The 1,632-nt window shown below is 47.2% G+C and carries 1 protein-coding gene; it reads left to right on the top strand.

Going from position 1 to position 1,632, the window contains the following annotated elements; genetic code table 11:
* Positions 1-376 precede the first annotated feature (376 nt).
* On the top strand, positions 377-1,632 hold a 1,256-nt coding region (gene ltrA / locus Q4Q54_RS21585), incomplete at its 3' end, for a group II intron reverse transcriptase/maturase (protein WP_311989525.1).

Here is a 1,632-nt window from a genome sequence, read left to right as displayed (position 1 = left end):
TAGCAAATTTGCGAGCTGATGAACAAGAACATCATATGAGGCGTAGGCTAGAGGTGAGTTGGCACAAGACGACGAAACCACGTGATCTAATGGCCACCGTAAATGATGCAGCAGTGCAAAGAAAGTTCATGTTCTTATCTGGGGAGATCTGCTTAACACGCGATCGGTCAATAACCAGTAAGGCTCTGGTCTATTAAGTGCCTTGGCTTTTCAATCTCATCGACTGAAAAGAGCGAACCAGATGAAAACCGATAGCGCATGACGGGGTAACTCGGTATGTGATTAAGCAGAAGTCAGCAGACGGCATAGTAGCCCAACGCCCATCGTAATGGTTGGGATATGGTGAAGGCCTGAACATTTAGAAGAAGGAGGAGTCTTGTCAAACTTGTCGATACCCACTACGTCGCCAGACGATTACTATCGGCAGCGTATTGATATGCAACCGGCCTTCAACAGCGATTTATTCCAACAACTACTCGAACCTGAAAATCTACACCGAGCTTGGCGTCAAGTTAAAGCCAATAAAGGCGCGGCTGGCATCGATGGCATGACTATCGAAGCCTTCCCGCTTTGGATGCAACAAGGCGGTTGGCAACGGTGTAAATCTCTACTGGAACGAGGTGAATATAACCCTTCAGCAGTCAGACGCGTAGAGATCGACAAACCCGATGGCGGTAAACGCAAACTGGGTATCCCTAACGTCATTGATCGTGTGATACAGCAAGCTATTGCTCAAATTCTCACGCCGTTGTTTGACCCTTTCTTCTCGGCTAATAGCTTCGGCTTTAGACCGAATAGGAATGCCAAACAAGCGGTCTTGCAAGTCAGAGATATCATCAAACAGAAGCGCAAATTTGCCGTCGATGTTGATCTGTCCAAGTTCTTTGATCGAGTAAATCACGACCTGTTGATGACTCAATTGAGGATCAAGGTACAGGATAAGCGTCTGCTGGCGCTTATTGGTAAATACCTGCGAGCTGGTGTGATGGTCAACGACCAATTTGAAGCAAGCTTCGAAGGCGTGCCTCAAGGCGGCCCACTCTCGCCATTACTCTCTAACATTATGTTGGACAGTCTTGATAAAGAGCTGGAAAGCCGAGGGCACAAATTCGCCCGCTACGCGGACGACTTTATCATTTTGGTAAAGTCTATTCGAGCGGGAGAGCGGGTACTCAAGAGTATTACTCGCTACCTTGCCACTAAGCTAAAATTGGTTGTTAATGAACAGAAAAGCCAAGTGGTAGAGGTAGGTCAAAGCAAGTTCCTCGGTTTTACCTTTAACCGCGGGAAGATCCAGTGGCATGCTAAAACATTACACATTTTTAAACAAAAGATGAAACGCCTGACGAACCGAAATTGGGGCGTTAGCATGGGATATCAATTGTTTAAAGTACGGCAATACATGCAAGGCTGGATCAACTACTTTGGCATAGCCAACGCTTATCAAGGGTGTGTCGATTTAGACCATTGGATCCGTCGTCGAGTGCGTATGTGCTACTGGCGTCAGTGGCGAAAACCGCGGACTAAGGTACAAAACTTACTTAAACGTGGCGTCAGGATCCAAGCTGCCGTTGCTTGTGGGATCACAAGTAAAGGCCCATGGCGGAGCTCGAAAACACCAGGAATACAGCA

The organism is Shewanella sp. SP2S2-4, assembly GCF_031932025.1.
Taxonomy (GTDB): Bacteria; Pseudomonadota; Gammaproteobacteria; order Enterobacterales; family Shewanellaceae; genus Shewanella; species Shewanella baltica.
The sequence above is the reverse complement of the archived record's forward strand: the minus strand, read 5'-3'. Positions and strand labels throughout refer to the sequence as shown.